The 24,798-nt window shown below is 68.5% G+C and carries 22 protein-coding genes; 4 read left to right on the top strand and 18 right to left on the bottom strand.

Going from position 1 to position 24,798, the window contains the following annotated elements; all coding sequences use genetic code 11:
• Window positions 1–13: 13 nt before the first annotated feature.
• Both HPA01S_RS18300 and HPA01S_RS18305 read right to left on the bottom strand, forming a co-directional pair.
• Window positions 14–1,924 carry a choice-of-anchor I family protein gene (locus tag HPA01S_RS18300; RefSeq protein ID WP_066272217.1) on the bottom strand — a complete coding sequence of 637 codons (1,911 nt, stop codon included), beginning with the start codon at window positions 1,922–1,924 and terminating at the stop codon, window positions 14–16.
• A gap of 102 nt (window positions 1,925–2,026) precedes the next feature.
• Entirely contained in the window at window positions 2,027–2,650 is a 624-nt protein-coding gene (locus tag HPA01S_RS18305) for a DUF924 family protein (RefSeq protein WP_066272218.1), read from the bottom strand.
• 144 nt (window positions 2,651–2,794) lie between these two features.
• Between HPA01S_RS18305 and HPA01S_RS18310 the strand changes: the two genes are divergently transcribed.
• Entirely contained in the window at window positions 2,795–3,178 is a 384-nt protein-coding gene (locus HPA01S_RS18310; RefSeq protein WP_066272219.1) for a hypothetical protein, read from the top strand.
• Between the two features lie 21 nt (window positions 3,179–3,199).
• Here HPA01S_RS18310 and HPA01S_RS18315 read toward each other — a convergent pair whose 3' ends face one another.
• The 15 genes from HPA01S_RS18315 to HPA01S_RS23735 form a co-directional block, all read right to left on the bottom strand.
• Window positions 3,200–4,012 carry a LytR/AlgR family response regulator transcription factor gene (locus tag HPA01S_RS18315; protein ID WP_066272220.1) on the bottom strand — a complete coding sequence of 271 codons (813 nt, stop codon included), beginning with the start codon at window positions 4,010–4,012 and terminating at the stop codon, window positions 3,200–3,202.
• On the bottom strand, window positions 4,009–5,103 hold the full coding sequence (locus HPA01S_RS18320; RefSeq protein WP_066272221.1) for a sensor histidine kinase: 1,095 nt from the start codon (window positions 5,101–5,103) through the stop codon (window positions 4,009–4,011). The genes HPA01S_RS18315 and HPA01S_RS18320 overlap by 4 nt, the downstream gene beginning before the upstream one ends.
• Window positions 5,093–5,383 (bottom strand): 2TM domain-containing protein, encoded by a 291-nt coding sequence (locus HPA01S_RS18325; protein WP_066272222.1) that lies wholly within the window; start codon window positions 5,381–5,383, stop codon window positions 5,093–5,095. The genes HPA01S_RS18320 and HPA01S_RS18325 overlap by 11 nt, the downstream gene beginning before the upstream one ends.
• Before the next feature lie 53 nt (window positions 5,384–5,436).
• The gene (locus HPA01S_RS18330) at window positions 5,437–5,868 is read right to left on the bottom strand and encodes a DUF2306 domain-containing protein (protein ID WP_066272223.1); all 432 of its coding nucleotides are present in this window, start codon (window positions 5,866–5,868) and stop codon (window positions 5,437–5,439) included.
• Between the two features lie 134 nt (window positions 5,869–6,002).
• A complete protein-coding gene (locus tag HPA01S_RS18335; protein ID WP_066272224.1) occupies window positions 6,003–7,871 on the bottom strand; it encodes a PAS domain S-box protein in 1,869 nt (622 codons plus the stop codon).
• Between the two features lie 69 nt (window positions 7,872–7,940).
• Window positions 7,941–8,813, bottom strand: a complete 873-nt coding sequence (locus tag HPA01S_RS18340; protein WP_066272225.1) for an alpha/beta fold hydrolase — start codon at window positions 8,811–8,813, stop codon at window positions 7,941–7,943.
• 22 nt (window positions 8,814–8,835) lie between these two features.
• A complete protein-coding gene (locus HPA01S_RS18345) occupies window positions 8,836–9,663 on the bottom strand; it encodes a proteasome-type protease (protein ID WP_066272226.1) in 828 nt (275 codons plus the stop codon).
• Window positions 9,660–12,329: a DNA mismatch repair protein MutS gene (gene mutS / locus HPA01S_RS18350; RefSeq protein ID WP_066272227.1), complete on the bottom strand. Its 2,670-nt coding sequence runs from the start codon at window positions 12,327–12,329 to the stop codon at window positions 9,660–9,662. The genes HPA01S_RS18345 and mutS overlap by 4 nt, the downstream gene beginning before the upstream one ends.
• Before the next feature lie 234 nt (window positions 12,330–12,563).
• The gene (locus tag HPA01S_RS18355) at window positions 12,564–13,373 is read right to left on the bottom strand and encodes a phosphatase PAP2 family protein (protein WP_066272228.1); all 810 of its coding nucleotides are present in this window, start codon (window positions 13,371–13,373) and stop codon (window positions 12,564–12,566) included.
• Window positions 13,374–13,959: 586 nt separating this feature from the next.
• Window positions 13,960–14,865 carry a delta(1)-pyrroline-2-carboxylate reductase family protein gene (locus tag HPA01S_RS18360; protein WP_066272229.1) on the bottom strand — a complete coding sequence of 302 codons (906 nt, stop codon included), beginning with the start codon at window positions 14,863–14,865 and terminating at the stop codon, window positions 13,960–13,962.
• A 55-nt stretch (window positions 14,866–14,920) separates the two neighbouring features.
• Window positions 14,921–16,051 (bottom strand): MBL fold metallo-hydrolase, encoded by a 1,131-nt coding sequence (locus HPA01S_RS18365; RefSeq protein WP_066272230.1) that lies wholly within the window; start codon window positions 16,049–16,051, stop codon window positions 14,921–14,923.
• A gap of 47 nt (window positions 16,052–16,098) precedes the next feature.
• Entirely contained in the window at window positions 16,099–16,971 is an 873-nt protein-coding gene (locus tag HPA01S_RS18370) for a hypothetical protein (RefSeq protein ID WP_066272231.1), read from the bottom strand.
• A gap of 8 nt (window positions 16,972–16,979) precedes the next feature.
• Entirely contained in the window at window positions 16,980–17,849 is an 870-nt protein-coding gene (locus tag HPA01S_RS18375) for a universal stress protein (protein ID WP_066272232.1), read from the bottom strand.
• Between the two features lie 101 nt (window positions 17,850–17,950).
• Window positions 17,951–18,352, bottom strand: coding sequence for a GreA/GreB family elongation factor (locus tag HPA01S_RS18380; RefSeq protein ID WP_245638700.1), 402 nt, complete (start codon window positions 18,350–18,352; stop codon window positions 17,951–17,953).
• A gap of 113 nt (window positions 18,353–18,465) precedes the next feature.
• A complete protein-coding gene (locus tag HPA01S_RS23735) occupies window positions 18,466–18,591 on the bottom strand; it encodes a hypothetical protein (protein WP_281193151.1) in 126 nt (41 codons plus the stop codon).
• A 132-nt stretch (window positions 18,592–18,723) separates the two neighbouring features.
• On the opposite strand from HPA01S_RS23735, the gene HPA01S_RS18385 reads away from it, so the two are divergent.
• Window positions 18,724–22,047, top strand: a complete 3,324-nt coding sequence (locus HPA01S_RS18385; RefSeq protein ID WP_066272234.1) for a PAS domain-containing protein — start codon at window positions 18,724–18,726, stop codon at window positions 22,045–22,047.
• A 23-nt stretch (window positions 22,048–22,070) separates the two neighbouring features.
• Here the strand turns inward: HPA01S_RS18385 and HPA01S_RS18390 are convergent, their stop codons facing one another.
• Window positions 22,071–23,021, bottom strand: a complete 951-nt coding sequence (locus tag HPA01S_RS18390) for an inositol monophosphatase family protein (protein WP_066272235.1) — start codon at window positions 23,019–23,021, stop codon at window positions 22,071–22,073.
• 119 nt (window positions 23,022–23,140) lie between these two features.
• Here HPA01S_RS18390 and HPA01S_RS18395 point away from each other — a divergent pair, with 119 nt between their 5' ends.
• Window positions 23,141–23,893 carry an RNA methyltransferase gene (locus HPA01S_RS18395; protein WP_066272236.1) on the top strand — a complete coding sequence of 251 codons (753 nt, stop codon included), beginning with the start codon at window positions 23,141–23,143 and terminating at the stop codon, window positions 23,891–23,893.
• An 11-nt stretch (window positions 23,894–23,904) separates the two neighbouring features.
• The gene (gene cysE, locus HPA01S_RS18400; protein ID WP_066272237.1) at window positions 23,905–24,675 is read left to right on the top strand and encodes a serine O-acetyltransferase; all 771 of its coding nucleotides are present in this window, start codon (window positions 23,905–23,907) and stop codon (window positions 24,673–24,675) included.
• Window positions 24,676–24,798: the final 123 nt, after the last annotated feature.

The following is a 24,798-nucleotide window of genomic DNA, read 5'->3' on the forward strand; positions in this document are numbered from 1 at the left end:
CAGGGGGGTGTCCTCAGTATTTCAAGTTCAACTGCAACACCGACGTGCTGCCACTCACCTCGTTGCCCACCACCAGCAGTGGCTTGCCATTGGGCGAGTTGGCAGCGGAGATGAACACCAGACCTTCAGGACCGAGGTCGCCGACGGTGGCGAGGTTCGTGGCGTCGGGTTGCGTCGCCCATTCGTTGCGGGTGTTCAGGTAGTCCACGCGCTTCGGTGCGGTCGGGGTGGTGATGTCGTACACCAGCACGCCACCCATGCGCTCCAGGCCGATGAAGGCGAAGGTCTTGTTGCCGATCTTGCCCAGGGCCACGCCTTCGGGCTCGGGGCCCTTGGCGCTGCTGCGGCCGTCCAGGTTGCCGCCCTTGTCGTGGCCGGAGTTGAACCAGGTGGCGCAAGGAATGTTGCGCGTGCTGCCCAGCATGCATTCGGGGCTGGCGAGGAACTTCTCGATCTCTGCGCCCGAGTCCCACACCAGGCCGCCGTTGGCGTCCCAGATGCTGAACGAGCGCGCGCCATAGCTGTAGAGCTTGTCGTACATGAGGCGGTCGCCGGTCGGGCTCTGAACACCGGCAGGGGTGAACATCATGGGTGAACCGTCGGGGTTGGTGCGGTAGCCCATGGTCCAGGTGATGTTCAGGCGGCCGAGCTGGTTGTCGGCTCGGCAGCCGTTCGGGTTGCCGGCCACGGCGCCGCAGTAGCCGAAGGTGACGGGATCGAGCAGGCCACCGGCGCCGAGTGCCTTGAGCTGCGGCGGCAGGTCGTCGTATTCGCGGCCGGACCAGCCGTTGCGGTTGATCAGGTGCTTCACGCGGAACTCTTCGACGAAGCCCTTGGAGGCGTCGCCCGGCGTGGAGGTGGTCTTGTTGCCCCAGTACAGCGGGTCGCTTTCGCCCCAGGCGCGTGCGTCGCCTTCGTTGGCCGTCACCAGGTAGGTCTTGCCGTCGACGCTGTACGAGGCCATGGCGTCGGGCTGGTACATGCCGTACACGCCGGGCCAGGTGCGGATGTTGATGGCGCCGTTTTCGGTGTCGGAGACGTCGATTTCGTTGCCGGTTGCGCCGTGGTCCTTGTAGCCCAGCGGCAGGATGTCGGTGACGGTGGCCGTGGCGATGTTCACCTTGGCGAGCGCGTTGTTCTCCTGCAGCGTCACCCAGGCGGTGGTGCCGTCTGCAGACACGGCGATGTACTCGGGTTCCAGGTCTTTCGCGGCGGTGGGGTTCGGGCCGTAGATGCGCACGCCCTTGGCGCGCAGTGCGGCTTCCTGGCCGTTGAAGGCGGTGAAGGTGGCCTTGCGTTCGACCGGCGCGGCCGGGTTGCGCACGTCGATGATGCTGACGCTGCCTTCGGGGTCGATCTGGTAGTCGTCGCTGGGCTCGCCTTCGTTGGCCACCAGCACGGTGTTGCCGTCGGGCGTGAAGGTGAGCATGTCGGGCAGCGCGCCCACGGCCACCGAGCCGAGCAGGGTGAGGTCGCTCGCGCGGTACAGCGCCATGCGGCCGTTGTCGGTTTTCACCGCGGCCTGGATGGCCACGGCCACGATGCCGTTGTGCACCGCCACGCTGTTGATCGAAGCGCCCGCCAGCACGGTGGTGGCGTCGAGCACGTTGATCTTCACCGGGGCGGCGGGGTTGCTCAGGTCGAGCACGTCGACGGCGCCGAGCAGTGCGTTGACCACAAACAGGCGTTTGCTGGCGGCGTCAAAGGCGGGGATTTCGGCCGCGCTGACCTTGTACTGCCCGGTGCTGTAGCCGCCGATCTTTTCCAGCGTCAGGCTGGCCGGCGTGGCTTCCACCACCGGGGCGGGTGCGGGCGCCGGGGCGGGCGTGTCGCTGCCGCCACCGCAGGCGGCGAGCACGGCGCTCATGAGCAGCGAGACGGTGAGCAAGCGGGTGTGTGGGGTGCGGGGCAGCAGGGCGTGCATCGGGCGGTCTTTACGTGGTGGATGAAAGCCACGTTTGTAAAAACCGGCGGTGACGTCAGTGTGACTTTTCCGTGTCCGTTGTGTGACGCGGCCGCCCAGGCCTCACTGCCCGTAGCGCGGCCCGTCTTTCAGGAACTCTTCTTCGGCCGCGGTGCTGACACGGCCCAGTGTGGCGTTGCGGTACGGGAAGCGGCCGAAGCGCGCCACGATGTCGTGGTGCTCCCGGGCAAACGCCAGGTTGTTGGCCAGCCGGGGCTGCAGTTCGGGCAGGCAGGTGTCGTGCAGGCGCTGGATGCGCCGCACGCACTCGACCTGCAGTGCCAGGTCTTCCGCGTGCATCAGCGGCATGGTGAGGAACAGCGCGCCCACGGTGGTCAGTCCGGCGTCCATGCCGCTGCTGTGTGCTTGCAGCGAGAGCTGCTGCGCCCGCGCATCGCCAGCGAAGGCGCGCGCCTGGCCGCGGTACACGTTGCGGGTGAACTGGTCGAGCAGCAGCACCAGCGCGAGGCGGGTGTGGATGTGGTCTTCCCATTCCACCAGGCCGCCGTCGACGGCGCGTTCCACCAGGGCGCCGAAGCGCTCTTTGATTTGTGCATCGATCTCGGCACCGCCGCCGAACCAGAGCTTGTCGCGCGCGTCCGAGCTCCAGCCGCGCTCCAGGCCATCACCGAGCCAGAAATGCAGAACGTCCTGTGCGGAGTCGGTGTGAGAGATCGGGTTTTCCATGAGGGATTCCAGGTAAAGAGAGAGAAAGAAAGAGGGGGCGTTACGTCTGGCTACGACTTTGACGCGGCGTGTGGAACAGGGTAACGCGGAATCTTCTCCAATACCTTCACAGGGCTCCTGATGGCCCTGCATCAGGAGCCCCACATGAACACGCAGACCTTGAAAACCCCCTGGAGCCGCACCTCGGTGCTGGTACGCGGCCTGAGCCTGGTTACGCTGGCTGGCGCGGCCTGGGCCTTGTCGGCGTTGGGCTCGCAGGCCCATGCACGCAGCGACGTGCACTGGTCCATCGGCATCAACAGCCCCGGCGTGGTGGTGGGTGCGTCGAACGCGCCGCCGGTGTACTACGGCCCGCCACCCGTGTACTACGCACCCCGTCCCATCTACTACGCGCCAGCCCCGGTGTATTACGGCCCGCCGCCGGTGTACTACGCGCCGCGCCCGGTGTACCGCTCGGGCTGGGGACCGGCTCCGCGCTGGGAAGGCCGTCGCCATGGCCACCGGCACGACCACCGCGGCTACCGCTGAGCACGCACGGCGCCGGCTTGATCACATGGCGCGAAAACGGTCGGCGTAAAGCCGGCTCACGGCCCAGGCCTCCGACCTGCCGCGCACGCGCAGGCTGAGGCGCCCGGCCTCGGAGCGCGTGACGCTGTGAATGGCGTCGGCCCGCACCACACTGCCACGGTGCACCTGCCAGAACACGGCCGGGTCCAGCTGTGGCAGCAGTTCCTTGAGCGGGGTGCGGATCAACACCTCGCTGTCTGCGGTCAGTACGCGCACGTACTTGTCGGCCGCTTCAAACACCAGCACCTCGGCCACCGGCACCATGCGGATGCCCTGGCCGACCCCGGCCGGAATCACCTGCAGGCGCGCTGGGGCTGAGGCCGCTGCGTTGCCGCCGCCATCGGAGCCGAGCAGGGCGCGCAGGCGGGCCAGCGTGGCTTCGTCGAAGGCGCCGGCCACCGGCGCGCTGCGCTGCGCCAGCACCTGTTGCACGCGCTGCACCGTGCGCGCCAGTCGCTCGGGCTGCACCGGCTTGAGCACGTAGTCCACGGCCTGCTGTTCAAAGGCCTGCACCGCGTAGGCGTCGAAGGCGGTCACGAACACCAGTGCCGGAAAGGGCACACCGTCGGGCCATTCCTCGGCCAGTTCGGCCGCGGCCTGCAGGCCGCTCTGGCCGGGCATTCGGATGTCCAGCCACAACACGTCGGGCTGCAGCGCCAGCGCTTGCGCCACCGCCGCCTGGCCGTCGCCCACGGTGGCCAGCACCCGCAAGCCGGGCCAGGCGCGTTGCAGCTCGGCCTGCAGGGCTTGTGCCAGCAAGGGTTCGTCTTCGGCGATCAGGGCGGTGGCGTTCATGGTGTGGGCCCGGTGGTTTGCAGCGGCAGGGTCAGCAGGGCGCGGGTGCCGGCACCGGGCCGGGCCTGCCAGTGCAGGCTGGAGCGCTCGGGGTAGGCGGTGGCCAGGCGCTCGCGCACCTGGGCCAAGCCAAAACCGGCCTGGGGCTCGGAGTCGCAGCCGACGCCGGTGTCGCTCACTTCCAGTTCCAGCGTGGCGCCGTTGCGCCGCGCGCTGACGTGGATCTCGCCACCCTGCAGGCTGAGCTCCAGGCCGTGGCGGATGCAGTTTTCCACCAGCGGTTGCAGCAGCAGTGGCGGCAGGGTCTGGGTGGCCAGGGCCTCGGGCAGGTCCAGCGTGTAGCGCAAGCGTGGCCCCATGCGCACGGCCATCAGCTCCAGGTAGTCGCGCAGGCGCTGGAACTCGGCCGCCAGCGTGTGCTGGCCGGTGGCGCTGCGCGAGGCGGCGAGGGTGGCGCGCAGGAAGTCGTTGAGCCGGTCCAGCATGGCGGTGGCGCGCGCCGGGTCGGTGCCGATGAGGGCGCGCAGGTTGGCCAGGGTGTTGAACAGCATGTGCGGCTCCAGCTGCGACTCCAGCAGCTTCAGCCGCGCTTCGCTGGCCTGGCGTTGCGCTTCCTCCTGCGCCAGGCGGGCTTGCGACAACATGGCGCGTGCGGTGAAGTGGTAAGCGCCGACGCCACCCATCAGCAGCGACATCAGCACGAAGCCGAGCGTGGTTCGGGGGTGTTCGCTCATGCTCAGGAAGGCGTCGCGGCCGAGCAGCAGGTTGACGATCACGCTGCCGAAAAAGTAGGCCAGCAGCACCGACACCACCACCAGCACCGCCATGCGGGGCACGCCCGGCCATCCATTCGGGCTCAGCAGATGGCGCCCACCGTCGATCATGGCCCAGATCAGCAGGCCGATGCACTGCGCGTAGAGCAGCGAGATCCACAGCGGGTCGCTGTTGACGGCGCTGATGGCGAACGCGATGACGGTGTTGACCCCCATGGTCACGAGGGCGCGTTGCGCGGCGCGGCGGGGGTTGAACGGCGACATGGCCGCAGTATCCGCCATGGTGCGGGCGTCGCGGCCCGGGGTGTCAGCGTCCATGCCGCTGGCGCAGGCGCTCGCGCTCCTGGTCAACCAGGCGGTCCTGCAGCCCGCCACCACCCAGGCCGATCCACACGCCCAGGCCGTGCAGCATCAGGCCCAGGCCCCAGCCCAGGGCCGGGTAGATGGCCCAGTGGCGGCCTTGCGAGATGGCGAGGGCGGCCAGGCCGGTGTTGACGGCCAGGTAGACCAGGGCGTGGATGTACCAGCCCAGGCGCGCACCAGCGCGGCGGCGGGCGAGGCGGTCCAGGTCTTTCGTGGCGGGCGTGGTGGTGTCCATGGTGTTCTCCAGAGGATGGGAAAAACAGGCGGGAGTAGGGCCAGCGGGCGGCTTCAGACCAGCCCCAGCCAGTGATGCCAGAGCAGGTTGCCCAGGTAACGGTCGGGCAGCAGGGTGAAGGCGCCGGCCACCAGGCAGGCGCTGATGTACAGGCCGAGCATCATGCGACGGTGCGTCCGTACCCGGCCACGCAGCAGCGCGCGGAAGGCCAGGAAGAGGATGCCGAACACCAGCGGAATCAGCAGGTGCACGGGGGTGTAGCCGGCGATGTTGGGCAGGCCGAAGTCGCGGATGAAGATGGCCGAGACCGCCGTCATCAGCATCAGCGTGACCCAGGCGTAACCCAGGGCGCGGTGCAGGCGCGTGCGCGGGGGCGGTGCCGGGTGAGCGCTGTGGCCGCGGCGCGTCCAGAGCACCATCGGGCCCAGCACGACGGCGGCGGTGGCCGCGGTGATGTGCACGGCAATGAGCGGGGTGAGTGTCATGGTGGGCTCCCGTGGTGGCGTAGGAGCGCACTGTGCCGGCGGCATGGGCCGCCTGCCAGGGTGCTGCGACCAAAGCGCGGCAATGTGGCGCGAAACGCCGCCAGCCGCGTGCGAACGGCAGCCGCCGCGCCAGCCTATTCCCAGGGCCGCGCGTTGAGGGTGAAGCTGAAGGTGGCGCCTTTGCCGGGGGCGGCGACGGCCGTGAGTTCGCCGCCGTGGCGCTGCACGATGCGCATCGACGTCGCCAGGCCGATGCCCAGGCCGCTGAACTCGTTCGGCATGTGCAGGCGCTGGAATGGCTGGAACAGTTTGGCGGCGCGCGCCATGTCGAAGCCGGCGCCGTTGTCGATCACGCAGAAGCGCGGCTGGCCCTGCACCTCCTGCTCGCAGACGCGGATCACCGCGTCGGGTGTCTTGGCGCTGTACTTCCAGGCGTTGTGCAACAGGTTCTGCATCAGCGCCTCGATCAGGGCCGGGTCGGCCATCACATGCAGGGCCGGCTGCACGGTCCAGCACACCTGGCGGTGCGGCTCGGCGCCGGCGAATTCTTCCAGCAACCGCGTGGCCACGGCGCTGAGGTTGACCGGCTTGCGCTGCAGTTCACCGCGCGCGAACTGCGAGAGCGTGAGCAGGCCGTCGATCAACTCGCCCATCTTCTTGCTGGCGGCGGTGATGCGCTGCAGGTGCGACAGGCTTTCGCCGTTCACGTCGGGGTGGTCTTCCTGCAGCGCCTGCGCAAAGCCGTTGATGATGCGCAGCGGCGAGCGCAGGTCGTGTGCCACCGCATACGAATAACTCTCCAGTTCGTCGTAGGCCGCTTTCAGCGCTTCGGTGCGGCGGTGGATGCGCTGCTCCAGCGACGCGTTGAGCTGCTGAACCTGCAACTCGGCGCGTTTGCGTTCGGTCACGTCGCGGGTCACGCCGATCGCGCTCACCGCGCGGTTCTGCGCGTTGCGCTCGAACTCGGCCTGCACCAGCGCCCAGTGCACCTCACCACCGAAGAGGATGCGGAATTCCAGGTGGAATTTCGCCTCGCCCTTCAACGCCTGGATCCACAACTGCCGGCCTTTGGCATAGTCCTCGGGGTGCACGAGCGCAATGATGTCTTCGACCGTGAAGTCGGCAGAAGGCAGCCCCAGGATCTGGTACGAGCCGGCCAGCGTAGCGAACTGGGCGGTGACCAGATCCATGCGCCAGCTCACCAGGCCGGCCACGGCATGGGCCTGGCGCAGCAGGTGGCCGCTGGCCTGCAAGGCCGCTTCGGTGTGCTTGCTGGCGTTGGTGTCCTGCACCACCGCGATCAGGTAGTCGGGTTCGCCCGTGGGCTTGCGCACCAGCGAGATCGTGACGTGCACCCACACTACATGGCCGAGCCGATGGATGTAGCGTTTGTCGAAGCTGTAGTGTTGGATCTCGCCGTCGATGGTGCGCTTCAACTCCTGCATGTCGAGCGCGAGGTCATCGGGGTGGGTGAAGTCGCGGAAGTGCATGGACAGCATTTGCTCGCGCGTGTAGCCCACCATGTCGCAGTAGGTCTGGTTGACGCGGATCCAGCGACCGTCGAGTTCGTTGTGCGCCATGCCGGTGGCGCCCTGCTCGAAGGTGTCCTCCAGCTGCCGCTGGCTCTGCTGTATTTGCACCGTGGCCGCGCGCAGCTGGCGGTTCTGCCGCTGCATCAGGGCGATGGCGCTCACCACCAGGCACTGCGTGAGCAGGTGCAGGCCGTTGAGCCAAAGGCCCTCGAACGTGAGCTCGATGTGCAGGCTGCCATAGGGCTTGATCAAAAACCAGTTGATCAGCAGCATGCCCAGTGCGGTGCTCAACAGGCCGGCGAAGAAGCCGCCGTACAGCGCCGACAGCGCGGTCACCAGGGTGAGCGTGATGAAGCGGCCGCCTGCTTCGGCCGGGGCGATCTGCACCCGCAGCCAGACCGCCAGCACGGTGAGCACGATGGCCACCAGATAACGCAGCGCGGCGCTGTGCTCCTCGGGTTGCCAAGTCATCACACGCTGCTGCCAGCGCGGACGTGGCCGGGTTCCGGGAGCAGGTGTGGCGCTCATGTTCGGCGCAGCTTACACCCGTGTATGCCCGGGTGAACGTTGGGAGGGGGCCATCGCCGCCAGCAGCTCGTCGATGGCGGCGGCCGTCTGCAGGGGCTGCTCCATCGGAAACAGGTGGCTGCCTTCCAGCAGCTTGAGGCGTTCGGGGTGCGCCTTGCCCACCACCCGCTGCGTCATCGCCATGCCGACCTGCTTCATTTCCTGCGAGTGCGTGCCGCCCAGAAACGCCACCGGGCACTGCAGCGGGTGGCGGCGCAGCAGACGGTCCAGGTTGTGCGGCAGGGTGTTGTAGATGGCGGTTTCAACGTCGCGGTCGAACGCCAGCACGCGCTGCGGCTGGCCCTTGGCGTCCGTCTCGTCCACCGTGCCGTGTGTGATGTAGTCCTGCAGCACCTGCGGATCCCAGCCGGCAAACGCCTTCTTGCTGGTGAAGTAGGCATGGGCGGTGGTGGTATCGGGCCAGGCGCGGCGCCGGCGCTGGCTGATCTTGCCGGGCGACACCGAGCCCACCAGATGCGCGCGTTTGACGAGCTCGAGCGTGCGCGCGCGCCAGCCGCCGAGCAGCGGCGAGTCGATCAGCAACACACCGCGCACCGCATGGCCGCCCAGTTGCGGGTGGCGTGCGGCGCACATCAGGCTGACGAAACCGCCGAAGGAGTGCCCCACCAGCCAGGCGCCGCGGCCCTGGCTCTCGATTTCGGGCGCGGCAAAGTCGGCCAGTTGCTGCACCAGGCGCGGCCAGTTGCTGGTGACCGGGTAGGCCGGGTCGTGGCCGAAGCGGTCAAGCGCGCACACCGCGTGGCCGCGCGCGCGCAAGGACTTGAAGAGCACACCGTAGGTGCTGGCCGGGAAACTGTTGGCGTGGGAAAAGACGATCAGGGACATGTGGAGGGTGTGGATCGTCGCTTCAGATCAGCTTTTCTTCGGGGTTGCTGATCTTCTTCAGCGGTGCATGGCGCGGCTGGGCGCTGATCAGCGGCACGTCGGTGTGGGCGTCGTTCCAGGTCGGGTCTTCGATGCTGTCGAACACCTGGCGCAGCTTCTGGCCCCAGGATTCGCGCAGCATGCGCAGGTAGAGGTTGTCCTGGTCGATGCAGGTGATCTTGTCCGAGCGCAGCATGTTGGCCTCGTACACCGCCAGGTCCAGCGGCAGGCCCACCGACAGGTTGGACTTGAGCGTGGAGTCCATCGACACCAGCACGCATTTGGCGGCTTCGTCCAGCGGGGTGTCGGGCGCGATCACGCGGTCCAGCACCGGCTTGCCGTACTTGGATTCACCGATCTGGAAGAACGCCGTCTCTGCCGTGGCCTCGATGAAATTGCCGGCCGAATACACCTGGAACAGGCGCATGCCTTCGCCCTGGATCTGGCCACCGAAGATCATGGAGGCGTTGAAGTCGACGCCGGTGCGCTGCAGCGCCTCGCCGTCGCGCTCGTACACGTGGCGCACGGCCGCACCGAGCACGCGCGCGGCATCGAACATGCTCTTGGCGTTCCAGATGGTGATGGGTTCGCCGCCGTCCGGGTCGGCCAGCTGTTCGATCTGCAGGATCTCGCGCACCGACTGCGAGATGCTCAGGTTGCCGGCCGAGAGCAGGCACATGAAGCGGTCGCCCGGTTTCTCGTAGACGATCATCTTGCGAAAGGTGCTGATCTGGTCCAGGCCCGCGTTGGTGCGCGAGTCGGAGAGGAAGACCATGCCGGCGTTGAGTTTGACGGCGACGCAATAAGTCATGATGAGGCGGCGAGTTTCTTGAGGGAGTAGAGCTGTTCCAGCGCTTCGCGTGGGCTCAGGGTGTCGGGGTCGATCCCGGCCATGGCGGCCTGCAGCGGATGCGCTTCGGGCTCCAGTGTGGCAGGTGGCGGCGCAAACAGGTCGACCTGATCGCGGCTTTCTTCGCGTTGGGCCTCCAGCGCGGCCAGAGCGTGGCGCGCATGCTGCACCACGCCAGCCGGCACACCGGCCAGGCGCGCCACCTGGATGCCGTAGCTGCGGCTGGCCGGCCCGGGCTCGATCTGGTGCAGGAACACGATACCGCCACCGCCCTTGCCGCCGGATTCCACTGCGCTCACGTGCACATTGAGCGCCGCATGGTGGCCGGCCGGGAACTCGGTGAGTTCGAAGTAGTGGGTGGCAAACAGCGTGAAGGCGCGCGACTTGTCGTGCAGGTGGGTGGCGATGCCGCCGGCCAGCGCCAGGCCGTCGAAGGTGGAGGTACCGCGGCCGATCTCGTCCATCAGCACCAGGCTTTCGGGCGTGGCGGCGTTGAGGATCTGCGCCGCCTCGGTCATCTCGACCATGAAGGTCGACTGCGCGTTGGCCAGGTCGTCGGCGGCGCCGATGCGGGTGTGGATGGCGTCGATCGGTCCGAGGCGGCAGCTGTCGGCGGGCACGTGGCTGCCCATGCTGGCGAGCAGCACGATCACCGCCACCTGGCGCATGTAGGTGCTCTTGCCGCCCATGTTGGGGCCGGTGATGACCTGCATGCGCTGCTTGGGGCCGAGCACCGTGTCGTTGGCGATGAAGCTGCCGCCGCTGGTTTCGTTCAGGCGCGCCTCCACCACCGGGTGGCGCCCGCCGCGGATGTCGATGCAGGGCTCGGGCACGAACTGCGGCGCGTTCCAGTTGAGCGTGAGCGCGCGTTCGGTCAATGCGCACAACGCGTCCAGCGCGGCCATGGCGCGCGCCAGTTGCGTCAGCGGCGGGATGTAGGCCTGCAGCTCGTCGAGCAGGTGTTCGTAGAGCCACTTCTCGCGCGCCAGTGCGCGGTCTTGTGCCGACAGCGCCTTGTCTTCAAAGGTCTTGAGTTCGGGCGTGATGAAACGCTCGGCATTCTTCAGCGTCTGGCGGCGGCGGTAGTCGTCCGGCACCTTGGCCGCCTGGCCCTGTGTGACCTCGATGTAGAAGCCGTGCACCTTGTTGAACTGCACGCGCAGGTTGGTGATGCCGGTGCGCGCGCGCTCGCGCTGTTCCAGCTCGATCAGGAAGGCGTCGCTGTGGTTCTGGATGCCGCGCAGTTCGTCGAGGTCGGCGTCGAAGCCGTCGTTGATCACACCACCGTCGCGCACCAGCGCCGCCGGCTCGGGCAACAGCGCGGCGCGCAACAGTTCGGCGCAGCCGGCGGGGGGTGTGAGCTGGGCGGCGATGCCGTGCAGCAGGCCACCGGCCTCCTGCGGCCCGAGTTCCATCGCCAGCTGGCGAGCACGCTCCAGCGTCTGGCCCAGGCCGACCAGCTCACGCGGTTTGACCTGGCGCAGCGCGGTGCGCGCGGTGATGCGCTCGACATCGCTGGCGCCCTTGAGCGACTGGCGCAGCGTTTGCCACAGACCCGACGTTGTGCCTCCACGCAGCGTGTGGATGGCGGCCAGGCGCGCGCGCGCCTCGCTGCGCTCGCGGCGCGGCTCCAGCAGCCAGCTGCGCAGCGCGCGGCTGCCCATGCCGGTGCAGCACACGTCGAGCAGCGAGAACAGCGTTGGGCTGGTTTCGCCGCGCAGCGTCTGCGTGAGTTCGAGGTTGCGCCGCGTCGTCAGCGGCAGGTTGATGCGTTCGTCGCTGCGCGCCACCTGCAGGCTGGCCACGTGGCTGAGAGCACGGCCCTGCGTGTGTTCGGCGTAGTTGAGCAGCGCGGCGGCGGCGGCGTGCGCGTCGGGCATGTCCTGCGCGTCCCAGGCCGCCAGGCTCGCGGCTTGCAGCTGTTCCAGCAGCTTGCGCTGGCCCAGCGCGGCATCGAACGCCCAGGCCGGGCGCAGCACCGCCACCAGCCGGCCACCGTTGCCGGCGTTCTGGCTGGCCAGGGCCTGCACCGATTTTTCAAAGGCGGGCGTGGTCTCGGCGCTGTAGAGCAGCTCGCCGGGCGAGACGCGCGCCACCCAGTCGGCCAGCTCGTCGCTGGCGCACTGCGCCAGGAACACGATGCCCTGCGTGACCGACATCCAGGCCAGGCCGCAGCCACTGCGCGCACCGGGGTGCACCGCCATCAGCAGGGCTTCGGTCTTGTCGGACAGCAGTTCGCTGTCGGTCAGCGTGCCGGGCGTGACCACCCGCACCACCTTGCGTTCGACCGGCCCCTTGGAGGTGGCCACGTCGCCCACCTGCTCGCAGATGGCGACCGATTCGCCCAGCTTGATCAGGCGCGCCAGGTAGGTGTCCACCGAATGGAAGGGCACACCCGCCATCACCACCGGTTGCCCGGCCGACTGGCCGCGCTGGGTGAGCGTGATGTCGAGCAGGCGCGCGACCTTTTCGGCATCGCCGAAAAACATCTCGTAGAAATCGCCCATGCGGTAGAACAGCAGCGTGTCCGGATACCCGGCTTTGAGGCCGAGGTATTGCTGCATCATGGGCGTGTGCTGCGACAGGTCGACCGGGGCGGACGGGCTGTCGGGTAAATCCTTTTTCATCAATGGCTCGGTGATGTGTGATGGCGGTCTGGGCGCGGCTTGCCGTCGTCTGGCCTGGGGCAGCGTGGTGGGAGAGCGGTGGCAAGGGGTTCGGTCGCGCGGACGGATGGATGGCGGCCTTTCTGCCTCTCGTCCCGCCCACGCACTCGGCAGGCGCTCACCCGGACGTTTTCATCCCGCCTATCTTATGGGATGGCCATCGGGCCGTTCCCGGCCACTCGCCGTGCGGGGGTATCAGGCGCGAGCGCGCCAGCGCGGGTACTCCATCGCGGCGATGCAGACGGTCAACCACGCCAGGCCGGAGGCGAAGCCTGCGATCACGTCGCTGGCCCAGTGCACTTGCAGCATCACGCGGCTGAACCCCATGCCGAAGGCCAGCGAGGCCGCCGCCAGCACCGCAGGCAGGTGCCAGCGCGGCGGCAGCTGGCGTACGTACAGGTAGGCCAGCATGCCGTACACCACCACCGATCCGGTGGTGTGCCCGCTGGGAAAACTGTAGCCATCGGCCACGGCGAAACCGTGTTCGTGCACCGGCCGCACACGCGCGAAGATCTGTTTCAGTGTGCGGTGGAACACGGCCCCGCCGGTGCAGGCCAGGGCCCAGCCGAACGCCAGTCGGGTGTGCCGGCGCACGAGCAACAGCACGGACACGGCCACCACCAGCAGCGTCAGGGTGATGGGGTCGCCCAGGTGGGTGGCCAGCGCCACGCTGCGCAGCGTGGCCGGGGACAGTTCACGCGCCAGGGTTTCACTCAGCCGCACGTCGAACAGGCCGATGGCCTTGCCGCTCTCCATGGCTTCGGCCATGCCGGCGAACACCCCGGCCGCCGCCAGCAGCGCGCAGGCCCCGATGGCCAGGAACAGGCTCAGCCACAGGGGGCGTGGCCATGGGCTGCGCGCGGCGACGCTGCCGCCGTGTTTCAGCCCGACGAAGGCGGCGCTGGCGAGCAGCAGCAGCGCGGCCCACAACACCAGGAACACCGGCCCCATGTGGAGCCCGACCCATTCCGCCCAGGCCTGGGCCTGCGAGGCGTCAGCGTGCATTTCAAAGCTCCCTTGGCAACTTGCAGCGGCATGTGCCGCGCGAGGCATCGTAGCGGTTCAGTGGCCGATGCTGTCGTCGAAGGAGCCAACACAAACAGAAAGGCCCGCAGCGAGCGGGCCTTTGCCTGGGGGTGTTTGGTGTCCCGATATTTTTGCGCCCGTCGGGACCGGCGGACGTGAAGGCCTTCATCCTAAAGTGCCTGCATGACAGTTCCATGGCACGACAACCCGGCCGGCAACGGTCGGTGCCGTTTTGGCAGGCAAATCGTTCCCAGGCCCCGCCGTTGCAGGGTGTCGCACCCTTGCTCCGTCCTTATCCACAGGCTTGTGCACACAAAGGCGGGACAAGTCCCTCCCCTGAATGGGGTGGGTGCGGCGTGGGACCGGGGCCGCTATCCTGTGCCTGTTCCCTTGCCACCCCGCACCATGAGCCGCACCATCCGCCTGCCCCGAACACCTGCGCCGCCGAAGCCGGGCGGGCCGGTGGCGGACGACGACCTGCTGTATTCGGTGGCCGGCGAAGAAGACCCGGGCGCGGCGGTTGACGCGCCGGCCCCACCTGCGGCACCGCCGCCTGCCGGCCCACTCAGCGGCGTGCCATCACCAGACGCGCCGCAGCCAGATCCCAGCCCCCCCAGCCACAGTTCTTGAAGAACACCGGGCCGCGAACCGGCCGGGGCGATGCGATGCAGTCGGCCAGGGTGGGCAGCGCACCGACATCGATGCCGGCCTGCAGCAAATCACCCGCTTCGTGGTCGGCGTCGCGCGTGTCCACCGACAGCATGCCGCGTGCGGCGAGATCGCGGCAGACCTCGGGTGCCCACTCCACCATGCGCGGCGTGAAGGCGCCGACGGCGGCGATGAAAGCGTCGTCGCGTGGCCGGCCGCGCAGCACGACCTGCTGCGCGGGGGTGCAGCTGACCACCAGCGGACAGTCGGCCAGTGCGGCGTCGGCGTCGTCCACCCGTTGCGCCTGCAGGCCCAGCGTGCGTGCGTGGGCCACCAGCGCATCGGCACTGGCGGCGCTGCGGGATGCCACGCGCACCTCGCGCACGCCCAGGCCGCTGGCAAAGGCTTCCAGATGTGCGCGGCCCTGCACACCGGCGCCAACGATGAGCAGTGGGCCGTCACGCCGGGGCGCGAGCAGGCGCGCGCCCAGCAGCGACACGGCGGCGGTGCGGCGCGCGGTCACGGTCGGGCCGTCGAGCAACGCGGTACGCTGGCCCGTGGCGACATCGAACACCACGATGTCGCCCTGGATGCTGGGCAGGCCGCGTGTGCCGTTGTCCGGCACGAAGGTAATGAGCTTGGTGATGGCCACGCGCGCATCGGCCGCGGGCATCACAAACAGGCTGCCGCCACCGGGCAGGGCCTGCACGATGCGCGCGGGCACCACCACCGAGGGGTCACTCAGCAGGGCCTCGATCTCGTCGGCCAGGTCGGGGTAGGGCAACGCATCGGCGGTGGCCGCAGGGCTGAGAACAGCGTTCATCGCAAAAACGGTGGGCAAGAAGAGAGGTTCATCCTGAGCAGCCGCGGCGGGGTTGTCACTTCAGCCGGTAGCGGTACACGCCGTCTTCACCCGTCTCGCGCACGGCTTCGCCGCGCACCAGCAGGTGGTTGAGGTGGGCCACACCTTCGCCGGTGGCCATGCCCAGCAGTTCGCCGTTGCTGTCGATGGCGCGGGCGAACAGGGCGCCGAACACGTCCACTGTGCGCTTGGGCGATTCGGCGAGGCTGCGCCGCAGGCGTTGCAGGCCGCGTTCGTGGCCTTGCGCTAGGCGGTCCAGGCGGGCGTGCAGGCCCCGGAAGGGTTCGCCGTGTGCCGGCAGCACGAGCAGGTCGTCGCTGAGCGTGCTGCGCAGACGCTCGATGCTGTGGATCCAGTCGCCCAGCGGGTCGGCGTCGGGTTCGGTGGGGAACACGCTCACGTTCGAGCTGATGCGCGGCAGCACCTGGTCGCCCGAGACCAGCACGCCGAGCGAATCGCTGAGCAGGCAGGCGTGTTCGGGCGAGTGGCCGCGGCCAATGACGACGCGCCATTCGTGCGCGCCGATGCGCAGCGTGTCGCCGTCGCTCAGGCGTCGGAAGCTGTCGGGCAGCGTGTGCATGTACTTGCTGTAGCCGCCGAAGCGGCTGCGGTAGATGTCCAGCGCCTCTTCGCTCCAGCCCATGCGGCGGTAGAAGTCGATCGCGTCGTCGGGTGCCTCGCGGCCGGTGTCGGCCACCAGAGTGCGGCAGGTGAGGTATTCCAGCCGCGTCATCCACAAGCGGCACTGGAACTTGCGCGTGAGCCAGCCCGCCATGCCGACGTGGTCGGGGTGCATGTGGGTGCAGAACACGCGGGTGATGCGCGCGCCTTGTGGTGTGGCCGCGAGCGGGCCGTCGGGCGAGATCAGCTGGCGCCAGGCGGCCATGGCCTCGGGGGTCTTGGTGCCGGTGTCGATCACGGCCCAGCCGGTGCCGTGTTCGTCTTCGTCTGCCACCGCCCAGAGGTTGATGTGGTTGAGCGCAAACGGCAGCGGCATGCGCAGCCACAGCACACCGGGCGCGACCTCGCGCACCTCGCCGGGGGCCGGTGGTTCGCCACAGGGGTACTGCAGCGCATGCGGCGCGCCGCCACTGCTGGTGAGCGCCGGATCGTCCGGGCGTCCGTCGGAGGTGGGGGCTTCAGGCATGGCGGGATTATTTCAGACAGTTCCCGCGCGCGCTGTCGCCCCCGATGTCAGACCTCGCGGACCCCCGCCCACCAGCCGCTCATGAGCCCCGCCGGCTTGGTGCAGGCGTGCACCCGCGCGCTGCATTCCCACGACTCCATCTGCACGTTCAGGCCGGCGTAGATGCCGTAACCCGGGCCGGCGCTGATGGCCTCCTGGGCGCTGAGGCTCTCGCCGGCGCGGATCGCGCCGTCGGCCAGGATCGACAGGCCGGCCCGGATGCCCCAGCCCGCTTCGAGGTGCATGCCGCATTCGACGCTGCCGCCGGCCTGGATGCCGTCTTTGGCGCGGATGCTGTCGTGCGCCGCCAGCCGGCCACCCACCTGCAGGCTTTTGTTGCACTGGATCGGGCCCTGGGTGATCAGGTCCTGGCCCACGCTGGCGTTGCCTTCCACGTGCAGTGGCCCGCCGCACCACAGCTCCCAGGCGGCGCGAATGTCGCCGCCGCAGCGCAGCTGCTCGCGCGCTTCGATGCCCCAGCCCGCCCGGATGTGGCCGGTGGCTTCCAGCGAGCCGTCGCTGCGCACGCTGCCGCCGGCCTTGATGTCGCCGCCCGAAACGAGCGACTGCCCTACCACGATGCTGCCGCCGGCCTGGATGTTGCCGCCGGTGCGGACTACGGTGTCCACCTCGATGTTGCCGCGCACCTCCAGCGAGCCGGCGAACACCAGGGCGTCGGCCGAAATCTCGTCCACCGACAGCACGGCGTTGGTCGGGCCGAACTGCGAGAGCAGCCAGCAGGCGTCGCTCACCCGGCCCGCCGCGACCAGCGCGTCCAGCAGGTCCTGGTAGTTGCTGCCCTCCTGGTGGTGGCGCAGGAACCAGCGGAAGCCGTCGGCGCAGGGTTGTTTGGTCTTGATGAAGTTCTTGTTCAGATCCATGGATGGCGTCATGTTTGCCTTACGAGTTCACCGGCCGGTTCGGCCAGGCCGTCGAACGGCACCACCAGCACATCGCCGTCGGCCCACTTGGCCAGACGCTGGGCCACGCTGCCGGTGAAGAACTGCGCCAGGGCCGAGCGGCGCCGCTGGCCCACCACCACCAGTTCCGCCCGGGTGGCGAGTTGTTGCACCGCGGTCTGGTAGGCCGGGTCGCCATTGCCGACGTCAACGCAGGCGCTGGCCTGTTTCGCGCCCAATGCGTGCGTGAGGTCCACCAGGCGGGTTCGCGCCCGCTGGTGCGAATCCACGCGGTGGGCCTGCGTGGCTTCCAGGGACACGTCGGCCGAACGCAGCCGGGAGGTCTCCAGCGTGTCGATGGTGTGGAACAGCTGCAGCGCCTCCGGCTGGGCCACGCGTTGCGCGAAGTCGATCAGGCCGCGCGAGCGCGGCGACAGATCCACCGCCACCAGCACTTGCCCGTAGCGCTGCGTGGCGGCCTTCTTCACCACCAGCACCGGGCAGTGGCTGTGATGCACGAACTGGTCCAGCAGGGTGCCGCGGTAAAAGGTCTTCCATTGGCGTTGCCAGAGCGGGCCGCAGACCAGCAGCCCGGCGCTGCGGCTTTCCTGCACCACTTCGTCGGCCGTGAGCAATTGCCGCTGCACCGCATGCGCGCGCACGCCATGGCGCCGGGTCATCTGGCGCGCGCGCTGCGCCAGGCGCGCCAGCGGGTCGCCAAAAAAGGGCCGGGCCTCCGTCGAAAAATGCAGCAGGCGCAGTGGCGCCTGGTGCTGCGCCGCGAGCAGCGCAGCCCGGTCCAGCGCTTGTTCGGAGGGAGCCGAAAAGTCGGTGAGGGCCAGAATGGAATCGAAGTGCATGGTTTCTCCAGAACGTGCAGGCGCCCGGCCCGCGGCGCATGGCGCACGGGTCGTGGCGGAAACAAGGGAGGACGGGTGGCCGTGGCTACGGCCGGCCGTGGCTACGTCGTGTAGTCGCCGCTGGCTTCGGGCTGGAACAGCAGCTCGACGATTTCGGCTTTGCAGGCGTCACCGTTCGGCGTCTGCCAGCTCGCGATGGCGCCGGCGCGCTGGCCGAGCAGGGCCGTGCCCACCGGCGAGAGCACCGAGATGAAGCCCAGGTGCGGCTCCGCATCGGCGGGGTAGCACAGGGTGAGCTTTTGCCGCTGGCCCGATGTCAGGTCTTCCAGCAGGAGCTGCGAGTACATGGTGACGACGTCGGACGGCACCTCGCGTGAGGGCACGAGGTCGATCGACTCCAGCGTGGCTTCCAGGGCGGGTGGCAATGCCCCGCCGCGCAGCTTGTTCAGGCGGGTGAAGTCAAGTTCGGTGAGCAGGCGCTCGGCCGTGGGGATCTGTTGCATATGCATTCCATCGGTGACGGCCGTGTCGGTGCTGGGCAAGCGGCCGCGATCGCGCTGGGCTGGGGCCCGGCGATGATGAATTGCGCAAATAGGGGGTAGGGGTATCGCCGGGCTTAGGAATCTGCGGCCGGCTGGCGCAATCCCGCAGAGCCCATCTGCTTGCGAGCGGCCACGGCTGCGCCGGCCAGCGAGGGCAGGGACGCGAGCGTGAACTCGGAGATGGAGAGCAGGAAAGCCATGTGGCCGATTGTAGGCCGCTTCCGGTCCGGTGGGCCACCAGGTCCGCTGTACGGTACCGTACACCGGTATTTTTCACCCTGGGTGCGCCAGCTCCGGCACAATTTGTCATACCTACAACATCCAAGCGCCTTATGGCCGACGCTTTTCCCGCAGCCCAGTCCATCCGAGAGGGCCTTGCACATGGCACACCGCTGCCGGACTGGGGTGCCGCTGGCCTGCCTTTCGAGGCGTTTTTCATGGCGTCGCCGATCGCCGCTTCGATATCGCGGAGCAGCGATGGCCGCCTGTTGGCTGTCAACAACGCCTGGCTGGCCATCACCGGCCTGAGCCGTGAGGCGGCGATCGGCCGCACCACGGTGGAGCTGGGTCACTGGTCGAGCGACGAAGAGCGCAACCTCCTCATGCCCCGTACGACGGGAGGCGATACCAGTGTGGTGCTGCGCATGTGCCTGCGCGACGGCGTGACACACCGGGTGCGCCTGCACATCAGCCTGCTCGATGCCGAGCCGGAGCCATTGTTGCTGGTGTACTTCACGGAAGCCCAGCGCGAACACGAGGCCGAACGGGAACGCGAACAATCCGCGCAGGCGCTGGGCGAGGCCAACCTGGGTCTGCAGCAGCAGGTCGAGCTGCATACGCTGATCGAAAAGCTGGCGCGCGTGGGCCACTGGACGCAGGCCGCGCAAGACCGGCACGTGGTTGGCTCGCAAGGCCTGAGCGACATCGTGGCGCTGGGCGACGCCCGGCAGACGCTGGCGGTCATCCGCGACCATATCCATCCGGATGACTGGCTGGTCTGGCAAGAGGCGCGCAAGGCCCTGGACGGGCGCGAGCAGGAATTCCGCTGGTTCCGGCCAGACGGACAGATGCGCTGGCTGCGCATGCGCATGTCGCGCACCACGGTGGCGGGCAACCCGCAGACCGGCATCGGCGTGGTGCAGGACATCACTGCAGAGCGCGAGGCCAAGGAGCGCCTGGCCGAACAGCTCGCGCTGCTGCAGAACATCGCCGCCCGGGTGCCCGGCATGATGTACCAGGCGCGGCTGCGCCCTGACGGCACGAGCGTCATCGCCTACGTCAACGACGTCGCGCGCACCATGCTCGAACTGGAGCCCGCCGACCTGCAAAAAGACGCACGGATCCTGTTTGACCGGGTGCACCCCGAAGACCGGCCCGAGGTGATCGCCTCGCTCGCGCGCTCTGCGCAGCAGCTCACCGCCTGGCGCATGAGCTACCGGGTGTGCCTGCCTTCGGGCCGCCGTCGCTGGTACCAGGTGGAAGCGCTGCCGCAGCGCGAGCCGGACGGTTCGGTCGTGTGGCACGGTTTCTCCACCGACGTGACCGAGGCCCGCCTGGCCGCGCAGCAGCTCGAGCGCCAGCACCGCATGCTCGAAGCGGTGCGGCTGGCACAAACGGTGTTCATCGAGGCCGAAGAAAAACTCCAGGCCTTTGACGAACTGCTGCAGGCCTTCCTGGACGTCACGGGCAGCACCTACGGCCTGATCGGCGAGGTGCTGTTTGATGAAGCCGGGTCGCCTTACCTGCGCACCAACTCCATCAGCAACATCGCCTGGGACGAGGCGTCGCGGCTGATGTACCAGAACCAGGTCGGCGTCGGCATGACCTTCCGCAACCCCAACACCTTGTTCGGCCATGCCTTGACCACCGGAGAGGTGGTGATCGCCAACGACCCGGTGAACGATCCGCGGGCCGGCGGGCCGCCCCACGGCCACCCCGGCATGGACTCGTTCCTGGGCTTGCCGCTGGAGGTGGGTGGCCGCCTGGTTGCGATGGTGGGGCTGGCCAACCAGCCCGGCGGCTACAGCCAGAGCGATGTGGATTTTTTGCAGCCCCTGCTGGGCGCGGTGCGCCAGCTGGTGATTGCGTGGCGCGGCCATGTGGAGCGCCGACGCACGCGGCAGCAGCTGGAGGTCACGGGGGCCTTGCTGACGGAGAAGAGCGCGGACCTGCAGGCCACGCTGGACAGCATCGCGCAGGGCTTCAGCCGTGTCGATGCGCAAGGCCACGTCACGGCCTACAACCAGCGCCTGCTCGAAATGCTGAACCTGCCCGAGGCCCTGTTGCAGGGGCAGCCCACCATCAACCAAGTGCTGCGTTTCCAGACCGAGCGGGGCGATTTCGGCCCGGATCTGGCGTGGGTGGACCCGTCGGCGCACGACCATCTGACCAAGGGTCTGTTGGCACCCTTGCCTGAAAAGTACTGGCGCAAGACACCGGACGGCCGGACGCTGGAAATCCGCAGCCGCCCGCTGCCGGACGGTGGCCTGGTGCGCACCTACACCGACGTCACCGGCTATATGGAGGCCGAGGAGGCCTTGCGCGGAGAGCGCCAGCGCCTGGCCTGGGTGCTGGAGGCCACACGCCCGGGCATCTGGGAAACCAACTTGGTCGAGGGCACGCTCACGGTGAACGACCGCTGGGCCGAGATGCTGGGTTATTCGCTGGCCGAGCTGCAGCCGATGCGCTTCGAGACCTGGAAGGCCCTGGTGCATCCGGACGATCTGCAGCGCGCCGATGCGATCCGCGATCTGCACCTCGGCGGCCGGCTGCCTTATTACGAGTGCGACATCCGCATGCGACACAAGGCCGGGCATTGGATCTGGATCAACACACGCGGCCGCGTGCACCGGCGCGACGCCCAGGACCGGGCGATGTTCATGTCGGGCACGCACCTGGACATCACGGAACGCGTTGCCGCGCAAGAGCAGGTGAGGGCTCTCAACGCCAGCCTGGAGCAGCGCGTGGGTGAGCGCACCGCCGAGCTGGAGCGCTCGCTGCGCGACATGGAGGCCATCTCGTATTCCATCGCCCACGATCTGCGCGCACCGTTGCGTTCGGTGAACGGGTTTGCCACCGTGGTGCGGGAAGAGGAGGCGGAGCGCCTGAGCCCGTCGGGGCTGGAGATGTTCGAGCGCATCGCGCGCTCCTCGCGCAACATGGGCCAGATGCTCACCGACATGCTGGAGCTGCTGCGCGTGGTGCGTGTGGACCTGGAGCCTGTGCCGGTAGATCTGTACACCCTGGTGCACTCGGTGGTGGAAGCGCTGTCACCGCAGGCGGGGCGGGCCCTTTTCCGGATCGAGACCATGCCGAATGCGATGGGCGATGCCACGCTGCTGCGACAGGTCTTCGCCAACCTGCTCGACAACGCGCTCAAGTACTCGCGCCACCTCGAATCGCCCGAGATGGTGGTGGGTTATTCGGCCGAGCAGCGCGCCTACTTCGTGCGCGACAACGGCATGGGTTTTGACCTCGCGCATGCCGACAAGCTGTTCGGCCTGTTCCAGCGCCTGCACGCGGGCAGCCAGGTGCCCGGCACGGGCGTGGGGCTGGCGATCGTTTCGCGCATCGTCGAACGCCATGGTGGGCGTATCTGGGCGGAGTCGGCGCCCGACCAGGGCGCCACCTTCTGGCTCAAGCTGCCGCTGGCCTGAGCGGCTCCGGCAGGGGCGTCAGATCAGAACGGCGCGCTGGGGGCGTTGTCGTCGCCGGCCGCGGCAGGCGCGTCCACGCCGTCCGGCTGGGCTGGGGCTGCTGCAGCGGCTGCCGCGCCGTTGTTGGCTCGGGCCTGGCGCAGCGCGGCCTTGTCGCCCGCGCTGGCGAACTTGCTGTACTTGCCGGTCAGGCCAACCAGCTGGCCGTAGATCTTGGGGTTGGCGGCCAGGCATTCCTTCTGTTCCAGGAAGTCCGCTTCGCCGGTGAAGTTGCCCACCAGGCCACCGGCTTCGGTGACCAGCAGCGCGCCCGCGGCAATGTCCCAGGGCGCCAGGCCGGTCTCGAAGAAGCCGTCGGTGAAGCCGGCGGCCACGTAGGCCAGGTCGAGCGCGGCCGAGCCCGGACGGCGCAAGCCGGCCACGCGCGGCATCACGTCGCCGAACAGCTGCAGGTAGGTCTGGAAGGAGTCGCCCGGACGGAACGGGAAGCCGGTGGAGAGCAGGCAATCGCGCAGCGTGGTGCGTTTGGCGACGCGGATGCGGCGGTCGTTCAGGTAGGCGCCGCGACCGCGCGTGGCGCAGAAGAGGTCGTTGCGTGAGGGGTCGTAGATGACGGCCTGTTCGATCCGGTTGCCCACCATGAGCGCGATGCTCACGCAGTAGACCGGGAAGCCGTGGATGAAGTTGGTGGTGCCGTCCAGCGGGTCGATGATCCAGACATGGTCTGCGCCGCCGTGTTTGCCCGGGCGCTTGCCCGACTCTTCGGCCCAGATGGCGTGGTCGGGGTAGGCGGTGAGCAGGGTGTCGATGATGGCCGCTTCAGCGGCCTGGTCGACCTCGGTCACGAAATCGTTGGTCTGTTTGACCGAGACCCGGACCGACTCCACGTCCAGCGCGGCGCGGTTGATGAGGGTGCCAGCGGTGCGAGCGGCCTTGATGGCCACGTTGAGCATGGGGTGGAGTGTGGACGACATGAATTGTGAACCTCGGCGGCTCCGGGATGGAGCACGCGACAGTGGAAGAGCGGGCGAGGCCGACCGGCGATGCGGGCGGCGACAATAGCGGGCATTTTACCGTCCCCGACCACGAACCCATGCGCACCCGATTTGTCCTGATCCAGACCAGCCACGCTGGCAACGTGGGCGGTGTCGCCCGCGCCATGAAAGTCATGGGCTTTGACGACCTGGTGCTGGTGCAGCCGCGCTGGGCCAACGTGCTGCGGCGCGAGGAAACCATCCAGCGCGCCAGCGGCGCCAACGACGTGCTGGCGAATGCCCGCATCGTGGAGACGCTGGACGAAGCGCTCGACGGCATGAGCCACCTGTGCGCCACCGCCATGACCCCACGCGACTTCGGGCCGCCCACGCGCGCACCGCGCGAGCATTTCAGCCGCCTGCTGGCCCAGGCAGAACCGCCGCAGGGCGTGGCCTTTCTGTTCGGCTCCGAGCGCTTCGGCATGCGCAATGAAGACGTCTACCGTTGCCATGTGGCGCTGAGCATTCCGACGGCGGCGAACTTCGGCTCCCTCAACCTGGCCGCCGCGGTGCAGCTGATCGCCTACGACTGGCGCCAGGCGCTGGGCGGCTTTGACACCGCGGCGACGCCGGCGCCCGCCGCGGCCGCCGAAGCCCGGCCGCAGGCCGACGCCAGGGCCCTGGCGGGCATGCTGGAGCACCTGGAGCGGGCTTTGGTGGCGGTGGATTTCCTCGACCCGGATGCGCCCAAGAAGCTCATGCCGCGGCTGAACCAGATGTTCAACCGCGCTGCACCGAGTGAAGAAGAAGTCCACATCCTGCGAGGTGTTGCCAAAGCCATGCTGCTCACCGCCGAGAAGGCGAAGCGATAGACTGCCGCCTTATGTTTGCCCGCCTACGCTCCGACATCCAGTGCATCCTCGACCGCGACCCCGCGGCGCGCAGCACCTGGGAGGTCATCACCTGCTACCCCGGTCTGCACGCCGTCTGGCTGCACCGCCCGGCGCACTGGTGCTGGCACCATGGCCTGAAATGGCTGGGGCGTTTCATCTCGCACCTGACGCGCTGGTTCACCGGCATCGAAATCCACCCCGGCGCCAAACTGGGCGAGCGGGTGTTCTTCGACCACGCGATGGGCACGGTGGTCGGCGAAACCGCGGAGATCGGTGACGGCTGCACCATCTACCAGGGCGTGACGCTGGGCGGTACCTCGCTCTACAAAGGCACCAAGCGCCACCCCACCCTGGGCCGCGACGTGGTGGTGAGCGCCGGTGCCAAGGTGCTGGGTGGCTTCGTGGTGGGCGACGGCGCCAAGATCGGCAGCAACGCGGTGGTCATCAAGCCGGTGCCGGCGGGTGCCACGGCGGTTGGTATTCCGGCCCGCATCATTCCGAGCAAGAGCGGCGAGAGCGCCGACGTGACCGAGCAGGGCCAGAAGTTCAGTGCCTACGGCATCACGCAGGAAGACGATCCGCTGTCGCAGGCCATGCGCGGCCTGATCAACAACGCCGCCGGACAGGAGCACCAGATCACGCTGCTCTGGCAGGCGATCGAGACCCTGGCCGAGACGAAGAAGCGCGACTGCGTGCCACAGGACGCGGCACGCGAAGAGAGCTTCGAGGCGGACAAGCTCAACCAGCTCGTAGGGAAGTAGACCCACCCTTGCGCCGGGCTCACTGCGTGGCCCGTCACCCCCTCAAGGGGGCGATGCCAGTGGCCTGGCAAAGCCAGTTCCACGGCATCCTGGATGAAGACACGTCGCGCCGGAAGGGAAGTT

The sequence above is a fragment of the Hydrogenophaga palleronii NBRC 102513 genome (assembly GCF_001571225.1).
Taxonomy (GTDB): domain Bacteria; phylum Pseudomonadota; class Gammaproteobacteria; order Burkholderiales; family Burkholderiaceae_C; genus Hydrogenophaga; species Hydrogenophaga palleronii.